This is a genomic window from Deltaproteobacteria bacterium (assembly GCA_020845895.1).
In the GTDB taxonomy this organism is placed as follows: Bacteria; Lernaellota; Lernaellaia; order JACKCT01; family JACKCT01; genus JADLEX01.
In genome coordinates, this window is the sequence record JADLEX010000162.1 from 1 (window position 1) to 5,035 (window position 5,035).

4 protein-coding genes are annotated in these 5,035 nt (G+C 64.6%); 2 read left to right on the plus strand and 2 right to left on the minus strand.

Annotation, left to right across the window (positions count from 1 at the left end):
* A partial coding sequence (locus tag IT350_20790) for a hypothetical protein (protein MCC6160499.1) occupies positions 1-1,190 on the minus strand: 1,190 nt, incomplete at its 3' end.
* Between the two features lie 282 nt (positions 1,191-1,472).
* Between IT350_20790 and IT350_20795 the strand changes: the two genes are divergently transcribed.
* Together IT350_20795 and IT350_20800 are read left to right on the plus strand one after the other, a co-directional pair.
* The gene (locus IT350_20795; GenBank protein ID MCC6160500.1) at positions 1,473-2,912 is read left to right on the plus strand and encodes a hypothetical protein; all 1,440 of its coding nucleotides are present in this window, start codon (positions 1,473-1,475) and stop codon (positions 2,910-2,912) included.
* 19 nt (positions 2,913-2,931) lie between these two features.
* Positions 2,932-4,737: a hypothetical protein gene (locus IT350_20800; protein MCC6160501.1), complete on the plus strand. Its 1,806-nt coding sequence runs from the start codon at positions 2,932-2,934 to the stop codon at positions 4,735-4,737.
* A 26-nt stretch (positions 4,738-4,763) separates the two neighbouring features.
* On the opposite strand, the gene IT350_20805 is transcribed toward IT350_20800, so the two are convergent.
* On the minus strand, positions 4,764-5,035 hold a 272-nt coding region (locus IT350_20805), incomplete at its 5' end, for a hypothetical protein (protein ID MCC6160502.1).

Sequence of the window (5,035 nt, forward strand, 5' to 3'; positions counted from 1 at the left end):
CCGCCGCTCTGGGCGTAGATGACGTGAAAAGCGCCTGCGGAATCGCGGCGCAGCGTGAGCAGTCCGGGCGACGCTCCGCAGGTGTCCACGGCCGACGTGAACCAAGTTCCGCCGGCGTTGTCCGCCACGTGCAGGCCGAGAGGATCTCCGCCGTACGCAATGTGGATCGCGTCGTTTTCGTCGATCAAAATTTCGGTATCGCCGCGGCCGCCGTAAAAAACCAATTCGTCCCATCCCGAATCTGAACGTGCGGCGACGCGAATGCCGAGATCGCCGGAGTGAGCGACGCGAGGACGATTTTGCGAATCGAGCGCGACGGACGGGGACCAGAACCCGTTTTCTCCGTCGGGGTCGCGAATGGACTCCTCGGCGACGATTCCGTTTTTCCACTTCAGGTACTGAACGCCCGTGTCGTCCGATTCCAGGCACGAGTAGACGACGTGAATCGTGCCGTCCGCCTCGCGCGCCGCGCCGATGTCGAGACCGGACTCGGGGACCGACAGAAGAAGTGTCTGAGTCCATTCGCCGCCGGCATTCGTGGCATAGCGAATCTCGTTTCGGTTGGTGTTGATGTAGACGACGTGAAACGCGCCGTTCGCGTCGCGAAAGATCTCGGAATTCGCGCCGCCCGCCGGGTCGACGATCTCGCGCTCGGCCGATCCGTCGTCGTCGAACACGTAGGCATCGAACGACCGACCGACCATGCCGAAGACCCAAGTGCGCCCGTCGGCATCGAGTGCGACGGCGTTTCGTCCCACGCCCGCGCTGCCGGAGATGTACTGCCGATAGGTGATCGCGCCGATGGTGTATTCGGGCCACGGGCCGAAGTCGGGCACGTCCGGGCCGTCGGCGGCGGTGTAGCGATACGGGTCGCATGCGGTACCGGAACCGGGGATCGTAGTCGTCGTGGTACTCGGCGAGGTCACCGTGGTCGTGGTGCCGGTCCCGCCGGTTGTCGTTGTGGTCGGTGTTGTCGTGGTGGTTGTGCCCGCGTCGTCGTCCCCGTCGTCATCGGCGGACGTGTCGTCGTCGCTGATCGAGTCGTCGTCCGACTTCGCCGAGGCTTTGTCGGATGAATCGGGCGATTCACAATCGCAGGCGGGGGCGAGCAGAAGACAAACGGAGAAGAGATAAAGAAGCGCGAGTACTTTGTTTTCCAGAGAATTCCGTGGTTTCCGAATCGATTTCATTCGACGAAGCGCCTTTTTCGGATTCGGTTCGAGCGCATCACCGGAGAAGTGATTCATACGGTGACACAAACATGTGGGATCAGTCAACTAAAATCCTTACATTTTGAATCGGCGCGGACGACGCTTTGGTCGAATTGTACGAGCGCTAGCGCTTCAGATCGCCTCATCGGGCGCATCGACGGGTTTGGCGCGGGCACGGGTCGGATGAGTCGGGCGCATTGATCCGCCGCCTCGGTTCGCCGTATCCTGCGTCGTTGGGGCGCAAATCCCCCGGTGGACGCGATGCGAAAACGACTCGTACACATTCTCACGGCCGCGCTGATCCTCGTTTCGGGGACGGCTCCGGCATGGGCCGCGCCGGTGAACGGCGCGTTCCGCACCATGTCGGGCATCCGCGTCCTTCACATCTGGGGCACGCACCACGAGATGGGTTACGCCCACGGATACCTTCTCGGGGAACAGATCGTCGATCTCTTCGACCGCATCTTCGTGCCGCTCGTCGGCGGCGAAGAATACATGCAGGCGAACCGCGAGAAGTTTCTGGAACGATTCGAAATGCCCTCGTGGCACACCGAAGAGGTCGAGGGGATCATCGCGGGCATCGCGGCATCGGGCGCGAGCCTGTACGTGGATGCGCTGGGCCGCGACCTCGATGCGACCGATCTGGCGACGATGGATGCGCTGTCGGACATCCGCACGCTCTATGAGTGCGCGTCGTTCGCGGCGTGGGGCGACGCCACCGGCACCGATTCGGTGCTTCAGGGCGAATCGGCGCTCGCACGCAACCTGGACTGGTGGGCGCCGGCGGGCGAGCCGTACACGCTCGCGGCGAATACGCTCGTCATCGGGCGCGAACCGGACGACGCGCGCGCCACGCTGATGGTCGGGTTCACGGGACTGTCGGGTTGCTACTCGTGTATGAACGACGCGGGGGTGGCCACGACGCGCATGATGACGAACCACGGCACGCTGCCGTGGCAGATGGATTTTTCGCGGCTTTTCACGCCGCTCAATATCGTCATGCGCGACGCGCTCGAATCGGCGGACGTGGACGGCGATGAGGCTTCGACCGTGGACGACGTGGTCGCGGCGCTCGGCGCGGCGGCGCGCTCGTCGGCGTACAACATCATGGTCGTCGGGCGTGCGGCGGATGGGCGCGAGCCGGTGGTGGTGGAGATCAACAACCAGGAGATGGCCGTGCGCACGGCCGCCGACGAGCCCACGCTCCCCGCGACGGTGCTGGGCGCAACCAACCACATGCGCAAGCTCTACGCGCCGATCCCCGACTCGCGCTATCTGGCGATGAAGGCCGACGTGCTCGGCTGGAGTGGGGCGCTGACGCGCGAACGCATGTGGATCGTCCTTCAATCGATGTACGACGAGTGGCTCACCGGCGCGACGACGCAGTCGATGATCTTCGTGCCGTCGAACCGGAGCGTGGCGATTTCGTACACCGACGAAACCGCGCTCGCGCCGTTCAAACCGCCGACGTGGCTGGCGTGGGACGACGTTTTCGATCCCGACGACGCCCCTACGGACGACGATGTGGATGACGACGCGGACGACGACGTCGATGACGACGATGTCGATGACGACTCCGATGACGATTCGGATGACGACACGGGAAACGATGATTTGTCGGACGATGATGTCCCGGACGATGATGTTCCCGCCGATGAGTCGGGGGCGGACGGCGATGACGACGACGGCTGCGGATGCTGAACGATTCGGGAGGCGCGTGATGTGGATGAATGGTGTGTTCGGAACGGTTTTGCTGGCGATGACGCTTTGCTTCGCGTTCCTCGCCGCGGGCTGTGGCGATGACGATGACGATGATGGCGGATCGCCCGGCGACGATGACACGACCGACGACGACGCGACGGATGACGACACCGACGACGATTCCGGCGACGACGACACGTGGCCGCCGCTGCCCGACGACGACGCGGACGACGACGACACGGTGCCGCCGCCCGACCACCATCTGCTACCCGGCATCGGCGAGGACGGATACGACGCCGACCTCGAGGCCAAGGCTCGCATCTATGACCGTGCCTTCCACGCGCTCATCACGCCGGGTCACGGACTCAACGCGGACCTGAGCATCCCCGTGGAGAACACCGAGGACCGCGACGACATCGAGGACTTTCTTCAGAACTCCGACAGTTGGGATTTCGAGGACCACACGGGCAAGGCGCTCTTCGATGTGGTGCAGAGCTATCACAAGGTCGCCGGACTTTACGGCGGTGTCGGCATCGCGGCCGATGCGTTCCGCTACGCGGTGCTGCGCGATCAGGGCTACGCGCAGGAAGAGGTGGACCGCGCGCGCGAACACCTGCTCTCCGACCTCGACGCGATGCACATCGCGCAGGCCATCACCGGCGAGCCGGGCGTCATCGCGCGCGGGTTCATGCGCCTCGACGACGTGCCCAGCGACGCGGGCGGCGTGACGCTTGTTCCACTCTTCGACGGCGGCGGCGATCCGCTACCGCCCGAAAAGACCAACGGCACGTGGCGCGAGGACAACTCCGGCGGCGATTACCCCAACTACATCTGGGAAGACTCGTGCAGCCGCGACATGTTTTTCGGCTGGGCGAGCGCGATGGCCACGTCGTGGGAGGTGATCCGCGATGACGACACCTTCCCCGATGACGTGAAGGACCGGTTGCAGGACAACGCGCGGCTGCTCGCCGAATCGCTGCAGGTCGTTCGCGACAGCGGATACGACCTGGAGATCTTCGACGCCGACGGACGCACGACCTACCACGGCTATCTCAACGAGCACAATTACGATCGTATCTACCTGCCGTGGCTGCCGGTGCGCAACGGCGTGTACGCGCTCATGGCGCTCGGCACGGTGGCCGCGCTCGAGTACGTCGCCGAGGATCCGGGAGTCACGTCGTACCTCTACGACACGCTCATCGGCGACCGCGAACTCGACGTCATCGCGGCCACGCAGCAGATCGGGCAGGACCTGTGGGTCCAGTCGAATTACAGCGGCTACAACATGACCTTCCAGACGGTCGTGCTCGCCCATCGCTATTTGCGCGACGAGGACGCGCTGGCGAATGTGCGCGACGCGCTCGCCAATCACATCTACGACCACCCGAATTTCCACCTGCGTCAGCCGAAGCTGCTCAAGCAGTCGCTCTTCGACTTCGTCTACGCGGGCGGCATGGCGCGCTCGAGCGCGTATTCGAACATGACCGAAGAGCCCGACGCCGACGCGGTGGCGAATGGCATCGAGACGCTGCGCGAATATCCCGACGCGCCGTTCTGGGATTACGCCGTCGAGAACTGCGACGCCGACGAGATCGCCTCGACCTACTGCGAACTGAACGACGGAACGCCGGTGCGCGTGATGGGCTACATCGGGCGCAACGACTCGCTCGTTCTGGACACGCCGGTCCCCATGCGCGTCCGGCCGCCGAGCAACTACTTCTGGCGTTCCAATCCCTTCGGTCCCAACGGCGAGGGCAATGGGAGTGGGATGTTGCCCGCGGTCGACTTTCGCTGGGCTTACTGGCTCGGGCGTTATACACGCTGATAGGGCGGCGCTTCGCGGGATTGCCCCTACTCGCACTCCACCGGCGTGGGATTCGACGCGTCGTGGAAGAGCAGCAGCACGAAGGTGACCGCGTCGGAGACAATCACCGGGACATCGGTCGAGACCTGCGAGGTCCCCGCCGTCGCGGTGAATTCGTACGGGCCGCCGGCCGGGACGTCGAACAGGAAGAACGCCGGCGGGTCGGGCCACGTGCCGCCGCGAGTTGAGCTGATCCCCGTGTCGCCGATGTAGTACACCGTGTTCTGCCCCGAGTCGCTCGCCACCTGCGCGCAGCCCA